This window comes from Microbacterium sp. AC026, assembly GCF_979258475.1.
Window position 1 is genome coordinate 2,933,300 of sequence record NZ_OZ409857.1, and the last position, 16,287, is coordinate 2,949,586.

Here is a 16,287-nt window from a genome sequence, read left to right on the forward strand (position 1 = left end):
ACGCGGACCTAATGATCGCGCAGCGCCGAGATGAGCTCGGCCTTGCGCTTGCCGCTGTAACCGGTGAGGCCGATCTCCTTGGCGCGTTTGCGCAGTTCGTCGACGGTCCAGTCCTCGTAGTCGCCGTGCTCGCCGCCTCGCCGCCCGACCGTGCTGCGGCCGTCTCTGGCTGCGGCGTTCGAGATCCTGGCGGCCTTCTCCTTCGAGGCGCCGTCATCGCGGAGCTCTTCGTACAGCTCCGGATCCTTCAGTGAGTTGTTCCTGCGTCCTGGCATGTCGTCTGCTCCTCTCGCACGGCGGGAAGCCCCGCGTCAAGGCCCTCCGGTGACAGGCCCCGGGGGTCTAGGTTGAGTGACCGATGGGCGCACTCCCCCGCGCCCCCAAGAAGGGAAAGACCGATGAACATCCTGCTGATCATCATCATCGTGGTCGCCATCATCCTGGCGATCACCGGCGGGCTCGTGCAGTCCCTGCAGTTCCTCCTGTGGGTCGGCCTGGTGCTGCTGGCCATCGCGGTCATCGCCTGGTTGATCCGAGCGATCTCCGGCAGCCGCACCCGCTGATCCACGCAGTGAGGCCCGCTTCGGCGGGCCTCACTCCGTTTCTCAGGGATCAGTCCCGGGAAGCGTCCCGCAGACCGTCGCCGACGTTGTGTGCGGCGTCCTTGACGTTCTCTCCGGCCTGCTTGACCGAAGCCTTCGTCTGGTCGGCGCGACCCTCGGCTTCGAGGCTCTCGTTGTCGGTCGCCTTTCCGACGCCCTCCTTGATCTTTCCGCCGGCCTTCTCGGCTGCGTTCTTGATGTCGTCTGCTCCACTCATGGCGCGATTCCTTTCATCAGTCGATCAATGGATGTCCACCGTCGCACGGACCGAGAATCCTGCACACGGGATTGACAACCGCGGTCGGGCGTGACAGCGCCACCTCCCCGTCGACGCGGACGTCGGCGACGACTAGCCTGGCCCCAGGCGGGTGGTCCTGCCCGCTCTCACCTCGGCTGCGGTCGACGAAGGAAGCGGTAGAACATGGACTCGATGATGATGGGCGCCATGCGCTCGAACATGATGTCGATGCCCGACATGGCGACCATGGACATGTCGGTCATGCAGGCCTGCATGGACGCGTGCTCGGCCTGTGAGCAGGCGTGCACGGTGTGCTCGACGCAGATGATGGACTGCTCACCGGCATGCATGAACTGCGCGGACATGTGCAACACCATGATGCGGTCGATGATGCGGATGCAGGGCATGACCCCTGCGTCGATGATGGCGATGCTCGACGCCTGCATCGCGATGTGTCAGACGTGCATGGACGAGTGCATGGCGCACGCCGACCACAGCGAGGTGTGCAAGATGTGCGCTCAGACCTGCAAGGACTGCATGGACGCGTGCATGGCCGTCAAGGACATGATGATGGCGACCGCCTGAGCGGCAGCGAGGCGCACGGCGCCCTCAGGAGCGCGCGACGTTGAACTGCGTGCGACCGACGGCCAGCACGCCGTAGCGCACGTGCAGCGCGATCGGCGTGCCCGCAGGAGCCTCGAGCGCTGCGCCGCCGCTGTTCCACAGTGCGTGAGTCGCCCCGTCGAGGGTGCGCACGCGCAGTTCGCCGGTCGCCGCGTCGGCGTGCTCGACGATCGCGTCGGTCCATTCGGTCGGGGTCGCCGATGCGATGCGCGCCTGGATAAGGTGAAGCGCGTGACCCGCCTCGAACGAGGAGCACGCGAAGCCGTGGCGGCACATGCACGCAGAACGCTCACGCACCGAGAGAGGCGAAAGGCGGTTCAGCGGCGTGGACACGGTGGTCTCCTTCATGAGCGGACGTTCCGGCAAGAGTAGGTCGGCCGTGGCAGCGAGGAAACCCGAGCCGACATGCTCCGAAACAAACGGGCGTAGACTCGCGGGGTGCTGTTGTCGAAGAGCGCTCTCCGGATTCCGGATCGAGCGCGGAATGGAGCCGTGGGCGCGTTCAGCGCCACGGACAGAGGCTGACGATCGGCCGGAGGCGGAACATCCCGTCCCCGGAACCACGTCGTACCCGGCATCCGTGCGGATGCCGTCCTCCATTCCTCTTCCGCCGCCCTCTGCGGCCCGCACGAAAGCACCGACCCATGCGTCCCATCGACGAGCGCACCCTGCGCGCCTCCTTCATCAACGCCTCCCGCAAGGAGGTCTCCGATCTCACCCTGCCCGCCGGCTTCGCCGACCTCGACGTCGAGAAGCTCGACTACCTCGGCTGGGTCGACCCCAAGCTCCCTCGACGTTCGTATGTCGTCGCCTGGGTCGATGACGTCCTCACCGGCGTGATCCTGCAGCGCGCCGAGCAGCGCGTCACGGCCAGAGCCCAGTGCTCCTGGTGCGAGGACGTCACCCTGCGCAACGACGTGCAGCTGTACGTCGCCCGCAAGGCGGGTCCGGCCGGCCGCAAGGGCGACAGCATCGGCACTCTCGTCTGCGCGGAGTTCGGATGCTCGCAGAACGTGCGCGTGCTGCCGCCGCTCGCCTACGAGGGCTACGACCGCGAGCTCGCCCGCGAGATGCGCATCCTGAAGCTCCAGGAGCACGTGAGCGCGTTCATCGCGGGTGTGAAGGGCTGACGCCTCACACGATCTCGAGCCGGGCGACCGTCTCCTCCTCGTCACAGGCGCCGCCGACCCACAGGCGTACGGCTCCTGCTTCGACCCGCTTGACGCCGTCGAGCCCGGTGAAGGCCAGCCGGTCGATGGGCACGTCGAACTCGACGATCTGCTCGGCGCCGGGCGCGAGCGCGACCCGCCGGAAGTCCAGCAGCTGGGCGACCGGACGGGTCACGCTCGCGACCTCGTCGTGCGCGTAGAGCTGCACGACGTCCGTCGCGGCGATCTCGCCGGTGTTGCGCACGCGCACCGTCGCCCGGAAGTTCTCCCCGAGGTGACCGATGCGGGTGCGGTGAGCTGATCGTGGGCGAAGGTCGTGTAGCTGAGACCGAAGCCGAAGGGCCGCACGGGCGTGGAGTCGGCGCTCGTGACATCCGTGAGCCCGCCCAGCACGGGGTGCAGATACGAGTACGGCTGCGCTCCCGCCGAACGCGGCAGCGATACCGGCAGCCGACCCGACGGAGCGACGCGACCGCTCAGCAGCCGCGCGATCGCGGGGCCGCCCTCCTCGCCGGGGAAGAACGTCTGCAGCACAGCCGCGGGGATGTCCGCGGCTGCCTCGTTCGCCACGGCCGAGCCGTCGACTGCTCCGAGGCCGGTCATGGTCCCGGCGGCGCCCGCACGGGTCGGCAGCGCCCAGTCGAGGACGTACGGACGTCCGGTCATCGCGATGAGGATCACAGGAGTGCCGGTCGCGACGACGGCCTCGACCAGCTCGCGCTGGACGCCGGGGAGCTCGAGGTCCTCGACGTCGTTGCCCTCGCCCACGGTGCCTCGTCCGAAGAGGCCGGCGCGATCGCCCACCACGACGACGGCGACGTCGGCAGCGGAGGCGGCGTCGACCGCGGCGGGGATGCCGGAGCGATCGGAGCCCTCGACCTCGCATCCGATCGCCGAGACGATCTCGGCGGCGGGGAACTCGTCGCGCAGCGAGCCGCCGACCGTCGGCAGATCGATGCCTGCGGGGGTGTCGGGGTGATGCGCGAGCACATGGTTGACGAACGAGTAACACCCCATCAGCGCTTCGGCGCTGTCGGCGTTCGGCCCGATCACGGCGATCCTGGCGGTGGTCGAGGGCGCGAGCGGCAGGGATCCGTCGTTGCTCAGCAGCACGATCGACTCCTCGGCGAGACGGCGCGCGAGCGCACGGTGCTCTGCCGGATCCAGGTCGATCGCGGTCGGAGGGGTGTCGAAGTCGGCATCCAGCAGCCCGAGCTCCTCCTTCTGCGCGAGCACCCGGCCCACGGCCCTGTCGAGGATCTCGACCGGGAGCCGACCGTCCCGCACCTGATCGGCGAGCGTGACGAAGGCGTCGGGCGAGGGCAGCTCGACATCGATTCCCGCTGTGAGCGCGAGCCTGGCGGCGTCCGCTGAGTCCGCGGCTGCGCGGTGCATGCTGTAGAGGAAGTCGACCGCGAAGTAGTCCGACACGACGACTCCGTCGAACCCCCAGCGATCGCGCAGGATGCCGGTCAGGTAGTGCGCATCTGCCGTGACGGGAACGCCGTCGATGTCGACGTAGGAGTTCATCACGCTGCGGGCGCCGCCCTCGTGGATCGCCATCTCGAACGGCGGGAGCAGCACGTCCTCGATCTCTCGCACGCCCGCGCTCACGGGCGCGTGATTGCGTCCGGCCTTCGAAGCGGAGTATCCGATGAAGTGCTTCAGGGTCGCGTGCACGCCCTCGGACTGGAGGCCGCGGACATACGCCGTGCCCACCCGGCCGACGACCAGCGGGTCCTCGGCGATGCACTCGTCGACCCGGCCCCAGCGGGGGTCGCGGATGACGTCGAGCACGGGAGCGAGGCCCTGATGGATCCCGAGTGCGCGCATCGATGATCCGACCGCTCGGCCCACCGCCTCGACGAGCTCGGGGTCGAACGCGGCGCCCCAGGCGAGCGGCGTCGGGAAGGTCGCCGCCTTCCAGGCGGCGAGACCGGTCAGGCACTCCTCATGCACGATGGCGGGGATGCCGAGTCTGGTCTGCTCCTTCAGGCGGCGCTGCTCGGCCCACAGCCACTCGGCGCGTTCCACAGGGTCGACCGGACGCGTGCCGTACACCCGGGTGAGGTGACCGATCCCGTGCTCCGAGGCGTCCTCGTAGCGGGTCGAGCTCTTCTTCTCGCCCGACATCGGCGCGACGACCTCGACGCCCTGGTCCACCCAGAAGCCGACGAGCTGCGCCTGCTTCTCCTCGAGGGTCATCCGCGCGAGGAGCTCCTCGACGCGGGGCGAGCGCGGCGCGGCGCCTGCGTACTGCGACATCTTGTTCTCTCTCTCGTTCTCGTTCTCGTTCTCGTCGACGTGCGGGGTCGCGACGGCGACCGTGTCAGCCCTTGACAGCACCGGTCAGCCCTCCCACGATCCGCCGTTCGAACAGGCTGAAGAAGATCAGCGCAGGGATCATCGACAGGGAGGTGAATGCCAGCACTTTCGCGGTGTCGACCGAGTACTGCGAGGCGAACGACTGCACGCCGAGCGGCAAGGTGAACGCCGAGGCGTCGTTGAGGATGAACAGCGGCAGCAGATAGCCGTTCCAGCTGCCGATGAACGCCAGGATGCCGGTCGTGATCACTCCCGGCAGGGAGAGCGGCAGCACCATCCGCCAGAAGAACCCGATGCGGCTGCATCCGTCGATGAACGCGGCCTCCTCGATCTCATCGGGGATCGCCCGGAGGAACGGCACGAGGATGATGATGGTCGTCGGCAGGGCGAAGGCGATCTGCGGCAGGATCACTCCGCCGAGCGAGTTCATCAGCCCGAGACTGCGCACCACGATGTACAGCGGCGTGATCGCCACGGTCAGCGGGAACATCAGGCCCGCGGCGAAGAAGGCGTAGAGCACGCCGCGACCGGCGAACCGGTATCGAGCGAGCACGTATGCCGCCATCAGCGCGAGAGCGACGGTGCCCACGGTGGTCGCGAGCGCGACGATCGTCGAGTTGCCCACGAGCCGCCAGAACACGTCGCCGGTGAGGACGTCGAGGTAGTTCGACACCACCCAGGGAGACGGGAACCCCGACGGGTCGGTCGTGATCTGCGCGTTCGTGCGGAACCCGCCGGTGATGATGTATGCGATGGGCGCGAGCATCAGTCCGACGGCGATCAGCGCGACGAAGTACACGGTCGGATGCGCCCACGGGAGCTTCGGCGTGGCGGTTCGACCCGGGCGTCCGAGACGTGCGGGTCGCTGGGTGACGAGCACCGAGGTGGCGGTCATCGGACGTACTCCTTCTGTGTGGTGGCGTCTGCACCGGAGTCGGCGTCTGCGTCTGCGACGGCATCCTGCGGGACGGCATCCTGCGACGCGCGCGACCGGGAGCCGCGCTTGCGACCCGAGGCACCCGTGAGGGCGCCGTCGGTGTCCTTGCGCAGCACCGCACGCTGATAGATGAGAGCGACCACGAGCGAGATGAGGAACAGGACGACCGCGACCGCGTTGCCGTAGCCGTAGTTGCCGGCGTTGCGGCCTTCGGAGACCATGTAGGTCGCCATGGTCGACGTACCCGCGGTGGAAGCGATGTACTGGCCCCAGATGATGTAGACGAGGTCGAACAGCTGCAGTGAGCCGATGATCGACAGGAACGCCCAGATGCGCAGAGTCGGCGCCAGGAGCGGCAGAGTGATGCGCCACTGGATCTGCCAGTAGGACGCGCCGTCGATCGCCGCCGCCTCGTGCAGCTCCTCCGGGATGCCCTGGAGGCCTGCGAGGAACAGGATGACCGCGAAGCCGATGTACTTCCACGTGATGATGGCCATCAGCGTCCAGATCGCGATGCCGGGATCCGACAGCCAGTCGGTGGCGAGGAATCCGAGGCCCATGTTCGTCAGCATCGCGTTGATCGCGCCGTTGGTCTGAAGCATCAGGCTCCACCCCGTGCCCACGACGACCTCGGAGATCACGTACGGGACGAAGATCAGCACGCGGATCAGCGACTGGCCGCGCATCTTGCGGTTGAGCAGCAGCGCCAGCACGATGGCGATCGGGCCCTGGAGCACGAGGGAGAACACCAGGATGAACCCGTTGTGCGCGAGCGCGTCGTGGAACAGCGGGTCCTGGAGGATCGTGAGGTAGTTCTTCAGCCCGACGAAGTCGGTGGGAGGGCCGTAGCCCTGCCAGCTGAAGAACCCGTAGTACGCCGCCATCAGCACCGGAAAGATGACGAAGGCGAGGAACACGAGCAGGGCGGGCCCGGCCAGAAGGATCACTTCCAGCCGGGCACGCATGTCACGCTTTCGCTGCGGCATCCTGCACAGCCTTGACAAGGTCTTCCGCGCTGCTGTTGCCGGCGAGCAGGTCGACCACGGCGACGTTCAGCGCGTTGCCCACGTTCTGGCCGTAGACGGTGTCGAGCCACTGCGTCGCGAAGGGGGCAGCGTTGTACGCCTCGAGGATCGTCTGCAGGTAGGGCTCGGTGACGGCCTCCTGAGCGACCGTGTTGACGGGCGGGGCGTTGAACGCCTTGTAGTACGCGGTCTGCACGTCCGAGGTGCCGATGTAGTTCAGGAAGTCGACGCAGGCGTCCGGTGCATCCACCGAGCACGAGTAGCCGTCGACGCCACCCATCATGGAGCCGGGTTCGCCGTCTCCGCCCTCGACCTCGGGGAACGGGAACCAGCTGAGGTCGGCCAGCGGCTTCTGATCAGGGTGAGCGAGCCGATGACGCCGGGGTTCCAGGCGCCCATGAGCTCCATGGCGGCCTGGTGGTTCGCGATGAGGCCGGCCGAGCTGCCCGCGCCCTGCTGTGCGGGAGTCGTCAGGAATCCGGAGTTGAAGGGCTCGGTCTCGGCGAACGCCTGCAGGTCCTCACCGGCACGCACCCAGCAGTCGTCGCTGAAGTCCATCTCGTCCGCCGCGGCGGCGAGGGTGTCCGAGCTGCATTCGCGCAGCGCCAGCCAGTAGTACCAGTGCGCGGCGGGCCAGGCGTCCTTGGCGCCGAGTGCGATCGGGTCGATCCCCTCCGCCTTCAGCGCCTCGGTGGCGACCTCGAGCTCCTCGAGGGTCGTCGGGTTCTCGGTGATGCCGGCCTGGTCGAAGAGGTCCTGGCTGTAGAAGAGGCCGCCGGGCAACACGGCGACGGGCATGGCGTAGATCTTGCCGTCAAGGCTGTTCGCCGAGTACGACGCATCGGGGATCTCGTCGGCGGCCGGGCCGTCGATGGCGTCGGTGAGATCCTTGAGCTGGCCGGCTTTGACCATCGCCGCCATCTTGCCGCCACCGCGCTGCAGGAAGATGTCGGGGGCGTCGCCGGAGTTGAGGGCGGTCTGCAGCTTGCCGTCGAGATCCTCGTTCTGGATCGACTGGATGTCGATCGTGACGCCCGGGTTGTCCTTCTCGAAATCCGCGACGGTCTGTTCCCAGAACTCCACTCCGGGGCCCGTCGTCGAGTTGTGCCACAGGGTCATGCTGGTGTCGCCGCCGTCACCGGAGCCGGACGAGTCCGCGGTGCAGCCCGAGAGCGCGAGCGCTCCGACGGCCAGGACCGTGACTGCGGAGGCGAGGGGGAGCCTTCTGCTGTTCATGTGATCGTTCTCCTCATCGAGTTGCGCGCCGCGTCACTGCGGGGCGCCTGCGGACACTCTGGTGAGACCGCAGTGGCATGAGTCTCCGGCGGACGCGCTCGATCGTCAAACGTTTTCGAAAACAGTTTCCATCGCGATCGGCGGGAGACTACGCTGGCGTCTCATGGGGGCACGCACGACGATCCATGACGTCGCGAAAGCGGCGGGAGTGTCTGTGTCGACCGTCTCGAAGGCGGTGAACGGCCGGTACGGGATCGCGGATGCCACGGTGCAGCGCGTACTCGACGCGGTGAAGGAGCTCGGCTACGAGTCGAGCCTCGTGGCGAGCAGCATGCGCGCGCGGCGCACCGGTGTGATCGGCGTGCTGCTGGCGGACTTCGAACCCTTCAGCGCCGAGATACTGAAAGGCGTCGGCTCGGCCGTGCACGACACCTCCTTCGATCTGCTCGCGTACAGCGGTTCCCACCTCGGCGCGGGCGACGGATGGGAACGCCGATCCCTGAGCAGGCTCTCCGGCACGCTCATCGACGCCGCGATCATGGTCACGCCCACGGTCGTCAGCGCCGGCACCGAGATCCCCGTCGTCGCGATCGATCCGCACACGGGCCGGGCCGACCTGCCCACGGTCGAGTCGGACAGCTTCGGAGGCGCGCTCGTCGCGACCAGACACCTCATCGAACTGGGCCACCGCCGCATCGGCTTCCTCGCCGGTCGCCCCGACCTGCGCTCGGCCGGGCTGCGCGACGCCGGGTATCGCAGGGCTCTGTCGGACGCGGGGATCCCCCTCGATCCGTCGCTGATCGGTGTCGGTCGCTACGAGCTCGACGCGACGAGGGAATCTGCTCGCATCATGCTGAGCGGCGACTCGCGTCCCACGGCGATCTTCGCCGCCAACGACCTCTCCGCGATCGCGGTCATCGATGTCGCCCACGAGCTCGGTCTGCGGGTGCCCGACGATCTGTCGGTGATCGGATTCGACGACGTGCCGGAGGCCACCAGAAGGGCGCTGCCGCTCACGACCATCCAGCAGCCGATGCGGCGACTCGGCGCGGTCGCGGCTGACATGGTGTTCACGCTGCTCGCGGGGCAGGAGGTCGACGAGATGCACGTGATCCTGCCGACGCGGCTGGTGGTGCGGGCTACGACCGCCCCGCCGCGGTGAGCTCGGCGCCGGTCGCGGAGCTTCCGGCCGCGGGGTGTCGCGTGACGTCGCGCACACGCTGCCACGCGGCATCCGACAGCTCTGTCGACAGCCTCTGGAACTCGGCGACGCTGCGCCGACCGGGCCACTCGGCCGGCAGCATCGACGGCGGCAGCCCCGGATCGATGTAGGGCAGCACTCGCCAGCGGTCGAGCAGCTGCACATACGCGGCGAACGGCGCGGTGGGCAGCGTCGCGAGCGAGGCCTGGAACGCGAGGTGCTCGGCGCGCAGCGACTCGAGGTCCCACCAGTCGGCGGCGGCCTCGGGCAGTGTGCGGGCCGTCGTCGGCGTGCCGGCCTGGAACAGGGTCACCCACTCGCTCGCTTCGAGGTCGTCGACGATCTCCTGCACCTCGCCCTGCAGATGCCCCGGACAGATCCACAGCGCAGGGGAGACGACACCCGCCCCGATCCACTGCAGGCGACGGCGAAGCTGGTGTCGGGTGGCTCGCGCGCTCTCGGGCATCGAGAACGAGATGAGGCACCAGCTGTCGGCATCCGTCATCTCGCGCATCTCGAAGATGCGCCGATCGCCGCGCTCGAGCATCGTCGCGGCATCCGGATTCAGCAGATACCCGGCCGCGTGCCTGCGCTCGGCGAGCAGCAGTCCCTTCTGCTTGAGACGGGTGACGCCGGTGCGCGCCTGCGCCGTGGGGATCCCGAGATCGCCGGCGAGGGCGACCAGGTCGGCCGTCGAGATCCAGCCGCCGAGAGGTCGCAGATACAGCCCGACCAGAGTGCGCAAGAGGGAGGCGGTGCTGCCGGGGCGCGCATCGATGTCATCGAGCACGGGGCCTGTGGTCGCCTCTGCGCGGTCAGCGGTCATGCGACTCCAGTGCGTCGCGCACGGCGAGGACGCCGGTGAGCGTCTCGACATATGACGTGCTGAGAGGGAGAGCCCCAGACGGATGCCGTCGGGGAAGCGGAAGTCGGGGATGATGCCGTCGGCCCATAGTCGCTGCGTCACCGCGCGGAAGTCGGGGTGGCCGATGGTCACGTGGCTTCCGCGCTGTGCGGCGTCGCGGGTGCTGAGCAGGCGCACGCCGAGAGGCGCGAGCACCTCGTCGTGGGCGCGGACCGCGAAATCGGTGAGCGAGAGCGACTTCTCACGGATCGCCTCGACCGACGCCTGCTCGATCAGGTCGAGCATGCCCTGCATCGCGAGCATCGAGGTGATCGGGGGAGTGCCGCTGAGCAGCTGACGGATGTCGCCGGCCGGCTCGTACTGCGGACCCATCGCGAAGATGTCGGCGGCGCTCCACCACCCCTGGATCGGCTGGCGCAGCACGCCCTGATGCTCGCGCCGCAGGTAGGCGAACGCGGGGGAGCCGGGGCCGCCGTTGAGGTACTTGTAGGTGCACCCGACGGCCATGTCGACGCCCCAGTCGTCGAGCTGCATGGGGATCACGCCGGCCGAGTGGCACAGATCCCACATCATCAGCGCGCCGACCTCGTGCACCGCGGTGGTGATCGCCGGCATATCGGCCAGGGCGCCGGAGCGGTAGTCGACGTGGCTCAGCGACACGAGCGCCGTCTTCGCAGAGATCGCAGCGACCACATCGGCCATCTGCACCCCGAGCACCGGATCGGGCTCGATCCACCGCACCGTCATGCCGGTCTCGGCGGCGACGCCCTCGGCCATGAATCGGTCGGTCGGAAAGTTGCCCGCCTCGATGACGAGCTCGGTGCGCGAGGGGTCGGCGGTGGCGGCCGCGCGCATCAGCTTGTAGATCAGCACGCTGGTCGAGTCGGCGACCACGGTCTGACCCGCGGCGGCGCCGAGGGTGACACGTCCGATGCGATCGCCGAGCTCCATCGGAAGGGCCATCCACTGCTCGTCCCACGAGCGGATCAGGCGGGTGCCCCAGTCGTCGCGCACGAATGCGGCGAGCTTCTCGGGGGCGTCCTTCAGGGGCCGGCCGAGCGAGTTGCCGTCGAGGTAGGCGCCGACACCGGGCGCTTCGGCGAAGGCGGAGAGGTGTGAGTGCAGCGGATCGGCCGCGTCGAGAGCCTGCGCGAGGTCGAGGAGGGTGCTGTCGGCGGTCGGAGCGGCGGTCGTGGTCTCGGGTGAGTCGGTCATGTCATGCCTTCAGATCGGCGCTGGTCAGCGGGCGGGCGAGTGTCGGGTCGGCGTCGATGCCGGGGAGTCTCAGGAGCAGAACGGCGGAATCGAGCGGGTCCAGCGGCGCGAGAGCGCGCAGGAGGTCATCGCCCGCGATGCCTGCCTCGCGGAGCGCTGCGAGCTCGGCGGGGTTCAGGCCCACGGGCGTCGGACCGTTGCCCATATCGGTGCCGTAGAGCACCATTCCGCCGGCGGCGTGGAAGCGGCGGACGTTGTCGACCGCGATGGCTCGCTCCTCGCTGTCCGCATCGTGGATCGCGAGCGTCGAGATCCACGAGACGGATGCCGCCTGTCGGGCGATCTCGTCGTCGGCGAGCCGTTCGGTGAACGGTGCATGGGCGAGACGGGCGGCCCCGAGGCCAGCGGCGCGCTGCGCCTGGCCCGGTCCCTCGGCATGGGCGACCACGGACAGCCCGCGGGCCGAGGCGGCGTCGACGATCGTGCGGAACAGGTCGTCGTCGAAGACGGGGCCTGCGGTGGCATTGCTCGCCACCTTGATGCAGGATGCCCCGGCATCCGCCATCGCGGTGACGGCCGCGCGCGCCGTCTCTGAGTTCGCGATCTCGCGGAAGGATCCCGTGGGGGCCCAGTCGCGGTCACTCGGGTACCCGCCGACGGGAGTGAGGAATGCGCCGGCGAAGTCGACCTGGACACGGTGCGAGGCGTCGGTTCGCCGGAACTCCGGAATCCCCGCGTCGGCTCGGCGGACATCCGCATAATCCGGGATGGTGTGGCGCAGATCTCCAAAGTCGTGGGGCGACGATGCCCGGGACAGCGGTTCGATGACGGCCGGGTCCGCCCCGAGGTCGACCACGCGGCCCAGGGTCGAGCTCGTGAGCAACGTGTGGTCGATGAGCTGAAGGTGCACGTGGTGGTCGGTGAAGCCGCCGATGACCACGCCGGCCAGACGGGGCAGATCGCGGGCGGGAGGCTCGGCGCGGAGCCGCATCCACTCGCCGTCGCGGTCGATGATGCCGTCGCGCCATCCTTCGCCGTCGAAGAAGGTCGCCGCGTGCATCAGCCGCCGATCTCGGTGCGCACGGTGTAGAGCTCGGGGAAGAACGTCAGGTCGAGGGCGCGCTGCAGGAATCCGACTCCGCTCGAGCCGCCGGTGCCGACCTTCATGCCGATCGTGCGCGCGACGGTCTTGAGGTGACGGAAGCGCCAGAACTGGAAGTTGTCCTCGAGGTCGACGAGGTCTTCGCACGCTTCGTACAGATCCCAGTGCTGCTGGTGGTTCTGGTAGATCTCACGGATGGCCGGCACGAGTGCGGGCGTCTCGCGGTAGGGGAGACGCACGTCCCGGTCGAGGATCTCGGTCGGGATCGGGAGGCCGCGTCGCGAGGCGTAGCGCAGGAACTCGTCATAGAGCGTCGGCTTGTGCCATTCGGCGGTGAGCAGCGCGAGGTTCGCGGGGTGGTCGCTGAAGACGCTCAGCATCTTCTCGTTCTTGTTGCCCAGCGCGAACTCGACGGCGCGGTACTGCACCGACTGGAAGCCGGAGGAATTGCCGAGCGCTCCGCGGAACTGCGCGTATTCGGTGGGCGTGAGCGTCGCGAGGATCGCCCACTGCTGGGTCATGACGTCCTGGATGCGCTTGACGCGCGCGACCCTCTTCAGCGCCTCACGGAGGTCGTCGCTCGCGAGCAGCTGGCGTGCCGACGACAGCTCGTGCAGCAGCTGCTTGAGCCAGAGCTCGGTCGTCTGGTGCTGGATGATGAACAGCAGCTCGTCATGGTGCTCCGGGACGCTGACGGGATTCTGGGCAGTGAGCAGCTGGTCGAGCGACAGATACGACCCGTACGTCATGCGTCCGGACAGATCGGTGACGATGCCGGCTTCGAGCTCGCGCTCGTTGTTCTCGGTGCTCATGGGTCGCTTCCTGTCGTGACGGACAAGAAGAACATATAACAATCGTGGCGAGCGTCACAATAGTGAAATGTTGCGCGGTGGGACCGGCTCCGCCGAGGTCAGAGCCTCGGCGTGCGCAGCGGGGAGTACGCCGCTCGCCGGGTGCGCCGACGGCTTCGAACCCGGCCGCGAGTCGCAGCAGCGACGAGTCGTCATAGGCGCGGCCGGCGAACGTCAGGCCGATCGGCATGCCGATGTCGGCCATTAGACCCATCGGCACCGTCACGGTCGGAATGCCGAGATGACGGATGGTCAGGTTGCCGTTCGCGATCCAGGTGCCGTTGCGCCAGCCGAGGTCGGCGGATGACTCATTCACATCCATGTCAGCCGGTCCGACGTCGGCCACCGCGGGGAAGACGACCGCGTCGAGCTCGAGCTCGTCCATCCACTGCTCGAGGTCGACCCGGCGGGTCTCCTCGAGTCCGCGGAGGCCGTCCGGCAGCTCGGGCATGTCCTCGAATCCGACGCCGGGGTTCTCGCGCACCCATTCCGGGTACTCGGCGATGTCGTCGTCGAAGCCGGTGTAGCGGTCGGGCAGCGCACCCTCAGGGTGGGGGAAGATCGATGCCCCGTCGACCTCCGCGAGAGTGTGCAGCCGCGGGTCGCCGTTCGCCCGCAGGAAATCCTCCCAGGCCCAGGCCGACAGGTCGACGATCTCGCGGTGCAGGTACTCCGGCGTGACGAGCCCGCGGGTGGCGATGGTCGGGGCGCCGGGTCGATCGCCCTCGTAGTTCGACACCACCGGGAAGTCCACGTCGACGACCGTCGCGCCGGCCGCCTCGAGGCTCCGTCGGGCCGCCTGCCATCGGTCGATCACGGACGGACGCGTCGCGATGCGCAGGCCGGTCGGGCCGCCGATGCCCGGATCGTCGGCGGTGCCCGCGTCGGAGTCGGCGTTGATGTACATGCGCGGGATTCCGATGCGAGCGCCGTCGAGAGCTGCCGCCGCATCGGTGGAGAGCGCGCGGTACGACGCGGGGCGGACCTCGGAGGACTGCGGCAGGGACACCCAGGGCTGTGCGCGCCAGAAATCGCCGCGGACCTCGGCGTCGTCGGCGACGATCACATCGAGCACCTCGAGCAGATCGGCCATGGTGCGGGTGTGCGGCACGACGACATCCATCGTCGGCACGAGCGGCCAGTTGCCCCGCGTCGAGATGACGCCTCGCGAGGGCGTGTAGGCGCACAGGGCGTTGTTCGTGGCCGGGCCGCGACCGCTCGACCAGGTCTCCTCGCCCAGACCGAACGCGCCGAAGCTGGCAGCCGTCGCCGTGCCCGAGCCGTTCGACGACCCGGAGGCGAAGGGCGCGGTGAGGAAGTCTGCGTTGTAGGGGCTCTCGGCGCGGCCGTAGACGCCGCGCTGCATGCCGCCGTTCGCCATCGGCGGCATGTTGGTCAGCCCGAGGCAGATCGCGCCTCCCGACCGCAGACGCTCGATCGTGAACGCGTCGCGCTGCGCGACGAGGTCGGCGAAGGCGGGGCTGCCGGCGGCCGCCGTGAGCCCTCGCACGAGATAACTGTCTTTCGCCGTGTACGGGATGCCGTCGAGCGGCCCCCGCGTCTCGCCACGGGCACGTCTCGCGTCCGATGCCTCGGCCTCCGTGCGCGCCTCGGGATTCGCGACGACGATCGCGTTCAGAGCCGTGTCCGTATCGGGGCCGTCGTAGGCGGCGATGCGCGCGAGGTAGGCGTCGACCAGTTCGACGGAGGTGGCAGCGCCCGTCTCCAGCGCTCGCCGCAGGTCGGCGATCGAGGCCTCGACCACGTCGATCATGCGAACACCCCCACACTCGGCTGCTGCTGGGTGATGCAGTGGATGCCGCCGCCGCGGTCGAACAGCGGGCGCGCGTCGACGGTGACGACCCGGCGGCCGGGATAGACGTCGGCGAGGATGGCCCTCGCGGCGGCATCGGCCTTCTTGTCGCCGAACCCGCACGCGACGACGCCGTCGTTGGTGACCAGATGGTTGACGTAGCTCCAGTCCACGAACCCCTCGCCGTCGCGCAGGGTCGCGGGCGCGGGCAGGTTGACGATCTCGAAGCGGCGACCGGCGGCATCGGTCTGATCGCCGAGGTGCGCGCGCAGCTCGCGGGTGACCTCGTGGTCGGGGTGCGCGGGATCCTGCTGATCGTGCAGCAGCAGCCGACCGGGGAGACGATCGTCGCCACGATGTCGACGTGGCCGTTCGTGCCGAAGTCGTCGTAGTCGCGGGTGAGGCCCCGGGGCAGCCACACGGCCTTCGAGGTGCCGAGAGTGCGGGCCATCTCGGCCTCGACGCGGGCCTTGTCGGCGTAGGGGTTGCGGCGCGGGTCGAGCTGCACGGTCTCGGTGAGCAGCACGGTGCCCTCGCCGTCGACGTGGATTCCGCCGCCCTCGTTGACGAGGGTCGAGCTCACGAGCTCGGCGTCGACGGCCCCGGCGATGATGCGCGCGTGCTGCGCCGCCTTCTGCCACTGCGCCCAGGCCGGTGCGCCCCACCCGTTGAAGATCCAGTCCACCGCGCCGAGCACGCCGGGTCGCTCGTCGTCGATGACGAACGTCGGCCCGGAGTCGCGCATCCAGAACTCGTCGACCGGCGCCTCGACGATGTCGATGGCACCGCTGAGCATCCGCCGGGCGCGGGCGATCTCCGCCGGGTCGACGATCATCGTGACCGGCTCGAACTCGGCGACCGCATGGGCGACGGCGGTCCAGGTCTCGTAGCCCTCGTCGCGCTCGGCCGCCGTCTCGCCGAGCGTCGGCCCCTCGGCGGGGAACGCCATCCAGGTGCGGTCGTGCGGTGCGGTCTCGGCGGGCATGTGCCAGGCCATGGTTGTCTCCCTCGCTGCTGATCACGACCTCGGCAACGAGAGTCGCCGTCGCTATTGAACACGCGATCAACGAGTGATACGGTAACC

General features: G+C 68.9%; 14 protein-coding genes and 4 pseudogenes. 4 read left to right on the forward strand and 14 right to left on the reverse strand.

The features are described 5' to 3' along the window. Positions 1-8: 8 nt before the first annotated feature. Positions 9-275, reverse strand: a complete 267-nt coding sequence (locus ACZZ93_RS14725; RefSeq protein ID WP_053097612.1) for a DUF7218 family protein — start codon at positions 273-275, stop codon at positions 9-11. Positions 276-398: 123 nt separating this feature from the next. Between ACZZ93_RS14725 and ACZZ93_RS14730 the strand changes: the two genes are divergently transcribed. Beyond that, positions 399-563, forward strand: a complete 165-nt coding sequence (locus ACZZ93_RS14730; protein WP_167347464.1) for a hypothetical protein — start codon at positions 399-401, stop codon at positions 561-563. A gap of 49 nt (positions 564-612) precedes the next feature. Here ACZZ93_RS14730 and ACZZ93_RS14735 read toward each other — a convergent pair whose 3' ends face one another. Both ACZZ93_RS14735 and ACZZ93_RS14740 read right to left on the reverse strand, forming a co-directional pair. Beyond that, entirely contained in the window at positions 613-819 is a 207-nt protein-coding gene (locus ACZZ93_RS14735) for a CsbD family protein (RefSeq protein WP_053097611.1), read from the reverse strand. Between the two features lie 167 nt (positions 820-986). Beyond that, a complete protein-coding gene (locus ACZZ93_RS14740; protein ID WP_232224473.1) occupies positions 987-1,247 on the reverse strand; it encodes a hypothetical protein in 261 nt (86 codons plus the stop codon). Here ACZZ93_RS14740 and ACZZ93_RS14745 point away from each other — a divergent pair. Beyond that, a complete protein-coding gene (locus ACZZ93_RS14745) occupies positions 1,246-1,425 on the forward strand; it encodes a hypothetical protein (RefSeq protein WP_232224472.1) in 180 nt (59 codons plus the stop codon). The genes ACZZ93_RS14740 and ACZZ93_RS14745 overlap by 2 nt on opposite strands. A 24-nt stretch (positions 1,426-1,449) precedes the next feature. On the opposite strand, the gene ACZZ93_RS14750 is transcribed toward ACZZ93_RS14745, so the two are convergent. After that, on the reverse strand, positions 1,450-1,797 hold the full coding sequence (locus ACZZ93_RS14750; protein ID WP_463511443.1) for a hypothetical protein: 348 nt from the start codon (positions 1,795-1,797) through the stop codon (positions 1,450-1,452). A 311-nt stretch (positions 1,798-2,108) separates the two neighbouring features. Between ACZZ93_RS14750 and ACZZ93_RS14755 the strand changes: the two genes are divergently transcribed. Further along, positions 2,109-2,594, forward strand: a complete 486-nt coding sequence (locus ACZZ93_RS14755) for an FBP domain-containing protein (RefSeq protein WP_053097609.1) — start codon at positions 2,109-2,111, stop codon at positions 2,592-2,594. A 4-nt stretch (positions 2,595-2,598) separates the two neighbouring features. Here the strand turns inward: ACZZ93_RS14755 and ACZZ93_RS14760 are convergent. The 4 genes and pseudogenes from ACZZ93_RS14760 to ACZZ93_RS14775 all read right to left on the reverse strand — a co-directional run bounded on the left by ACZZ93_RS14760 (position 2,599) and on the right by ACZZ93_RS14775 (position 8,156). Beyond that, a pseudogene (locus tag ACZZ93_RS14760) lies at positions 2,599-4,898 on the reverse strand (beta-xylosidase/alpha-l-arabinosidase). 64 nt (positions 4,899-4,962) lie between these two features. After that, positions 4,963-5,853: a carbohydrate ABC transporter permease gene (locus tag ACZZ93_RS14765; protein ID WP_056279587.1), complete on the reverse strand. Its 891-nt coding sequence runs from the start codon at positions 5,851-5,853 to the stop codon at positions 4,963-4,965. Continuing rightward, entirely contained in the window at positions 5,850-6,881 is a 1,032-nt protein-coding gene (locus ACZZ93_RS14770) for a carbohydrate ABC transporter permease (protein ID WP_082297874.1), read from the reverse strand. Before ACZZ93_RS14770 ends, ACZZ93_RS14765 begins: the two co-directional genes overlap by 4 nt. Then, positions 6,862-8,156 (reverse strand): annotated as a pseudogene (locus ACZZ93_RS14775) (ABC transporter substrate-binding protein). Before ACZZ93_RS14775 ends, ACZZ93_RS14770 begins: the two are co-directional and overlap by 20 nt. Before the next feature lie 163 nt (positions 8,157-8,319). On the opposite strand from ACZZ93_RS14775, the gene ACZZ93_RS14780 reads away from it, so the two are divergent. Next, positions 8,320-9,318: a LacI family DNA-binding transcriptional regulator gene (locus ACZZ93_RS14780; RefSeq protein WP_053097606.1), complete on the forward strand. Its 999-nt coding sequence runs from the start codon at positions 8,320-8,322 to the stop codon at positions 9,316-9,318. Here ACZZ93_RS14780 and ACZZ93_RS14785 read toward each other — a convergent pair. From ACZZ93_RS14785 to ACZZ93_RS14810, 6 genes and pseudogenes are all read right to left on the reverse strand, one after another. Continuing rightward, positions 9,296-10,234: a PaaX family transcriptional regulator gene (locus ACZZ93_RS14785; protein ID WP_463511444.1), complete on the reverse strand. Its 939-nt coding sequence runs from the start codon at positions 10,232-10,234 to the stop codon at positions 9,296-9,298. The genes ACZZ93_RS14780 and ACZZ93_RS14785 overlap by 23 nt on opposite strands. Beyond that, a pseudogene (locus ACZZ93_RS14790) lies at positions 10,173-11,437 on the reverse strand (kynureninase). Before ACZZ93_RS14790 ends, ACZZ93_RS14785 begins: the two are co-directional and overlap by 62 nt. Position 11,438: 1 nt before the next feature. Then, the gene (locus ACZZ93_RS14795) at positions 11,439-12,497 is read right to left on the reverse strand and encodes an amidohydrolase family protein (protein WP_463511445.1); all 1,059 of its coding nucleotides are present in this window, start codon (positions 12,495-12,497) and stop codon (positions 11,439-11,441) included. Beyond that, positions 12,497-13,288: a tryptophan 2,3-dioxygenase gene (locus tag ACZZ93_RS14800; RefSeq protein WP_463511756.1), complete on the reverse strand. Its 792-nt coding sequence runs from the start codon at positions 13,286-13,288 to the stop codon at positions 12,497-12,499. The genes ACZZ93_RS14795 and ACZZ93_RS14800 overlap by 1 nt, the downstream gene beginning before the upstream one ends. Next, a complete protein-coding gene (locus tag ACZZ93_RS14805; RefSeq protein WP_463511446.1) occupies positions 13,212-15,164 on the reverse strand; it encodes an amidase in 1,953 nt (650 codons plus the stop codon). Before ACZZ93_RS14805 ends, ACZZ93_RS14800 begins: the two co-directional genes overlap by 77 nt. Continuing rightward, positions 15,161-16,200: pseudogene (locus ACZZ93_RS14810) on the reverse strand (agmatine deiminase family protein). The gene ACZZ93_RS14805 and the pseudogene ACZZ93_RS14810 overlap by 4 nt, the downstream one beginning before the upstream one ends. Between the last annotated feature and the right edge of the window lie 87 nt (positions 16,201-16,287).

Bases quoted from the DNA above. Each gene is read 5' to 3' on its own strand.
- ACZZ93_RS14740 (WP_232224473.1), bottom strand. From the start codon at position 1,247: ATGCCCTGCATCCGCATCATCGACCGCATCATGGTGTTGCACATGTCC.
- ACZZ93_RS14795 (WP_463511445.1), bottom strand. From the start codon at position 12,497: ATGCACGCGGCGACCTTCTTCGACGGCGAAGGATGGCGCGACGGCATC.
- ACZZ93_RS14770 (WP_082297874.1), bottom strand. From the start codon at position 6,881: ATGCCGCAGCGAAAGCGTGACATGCGTGCCCGGCTGGAAGTGATCCTT.
- ACZZ93_RS14785 (WP_463511444.1), bottom strand. From the start codon at position 10,234: ATGTCGAGACGCTCACCGGCGTCCTCGCCGTGCGCGACGCACTGGAGT.
- ACZZ93_RS14780 (WP_053097606.1), top strand. From the start codon at position 8,320: ATGGGGGCACGCACGACGATCCATGACGTCGCGAAAGCGGCGGGAGTG.
- ACZZ93_RS14800 (WP_463511756.1), bottom strand. From the start codon at position 13,288: ATGACGTACGGGTCGTATCTGTCGCTCGACCAGCTGCTCACTGCCCAG.
- ACZZ93_RS14735 (WP_053097611.1), bottom strand. From the start codon at position 819: ATGAGTGGAGCAGACGACATCAAGAACGCAGCCGAGAAGGCCGGCGGA.
- ACZZ93_RS14765 (WP_056279587.1), bottom strand. From the start codon at position 5,853: ATGACCGCCACCTCGGTGCTCGTCACCCAGCGACCCGCACGTCTCGGA.
- ACZZ93_RS14745 (WP_232224472.1), top strand. From the start codon at position 1,246: ATGACCCCTGCGTCGATGATGGCGATGCTCGACGCCTGCATCGCGATG.
- ACZZ93_RS14755 (WP_053097609.1), top strand. From the start codon at position 2,109: ATGCGTCCCATCGACGAGCGCACCCTGCGCGCCTCCTTCATCAACGCC.
- ACZZ93_RS14725 (WP_053097612.1), bottom strand. From the start codon at position 275: ATGCCAGGACGCAGGAACAACTCACTGAAGGATCCGGAGCTGTACGAA.
- ACZZ93_RS14730 (WP_167347464.1), top strand. From the start codon at position 399: ATGAACATCCTGCTGATCATCATCATCGTGGTCGCCATCATCCTGGCG.
- ACZZ93_RS14805 (WP_463511446.1), bottom strand. From the start codon at position 15,164: ATGATCGACGTGGTCGAGGCCTCGATCGCCGACCTGCGGCGAGCGCTG.